Source organism: Sphingorhabdus sp. (assembly GCF_046292425.1).
Lineage (GTDB): Bacteria > Pseudomonadota > Alphaproteobacteria > Sphingomonadales > Sphingomonadaceae > Sphingorhabdus_B.
Genome location: NZ_JBKBQV010000125.1, coordinates 1 through 531 on the forward strand (window position 1 = coordinate 1; position 531 = coordinate 531).

Annotated in this window: 1 protein-coding gene; it reads left to right on the plus strand. The window is 63.1% G+C overall.

Annotation, left to right across the window (positions count from 1 at the left end; all coding sequences use genetic code 11):
* Positions 1-206: 206 nt before the first annotated feature.
* Positions 207-531, plus strand: a 325-nt coding sequence (locus tag ACK4S7_RS13230) for a COX15/CtaA family protein (RefSeq protein WP_409647739.1), incomplete at its 3' end; no start/stop codon positions are given.

Here is a 531-nt window from a genome sequence, read left to right on the forward strand (position 1 = left end):
GTCAGAAGGTCCGCGATCCAGGCCAGCAGCAGGCCGCCCACAACGGCGGCGGCGATATCGGCGTATTGCAACCCTGATCTCCTGCGGCGTCAGCGCCGTTAACTCAATCCGACTCGATCTTGTCGCTCCAGGCGGGCATACCGCATCGGTCGCGATTTGCTCATCGTCGAGCGCGACACCATATCCGGGTCAGTGTCGGGCGTCGAATGAACCGTTTCGGAAATCCAGATCGCAATCGCGCCGTCGCCGTGTGGCTGTTCGCCACGGCGACCATCGTCTTCCTGATGGTGGTTGTCGGCGGCATTACGCGCCTGACGGGCTCGGGCCTGTCGATTACGGAATGGCAGCCTATCATGGGCGCCATCCCGCCTCGGAACGACGCCCAGTGGGCCGAGGCCTTCGACAAATACAAGCAGATCCCCCAATACGCCCAGATCAACGCCGGCATGAGCCTGGGCGAGTTTCAGGGCATCTTCTGGTGGGAATGGCTGCACCGGCTGATCGGCCGTCTGATCGGGCTGGTGTTCGCCC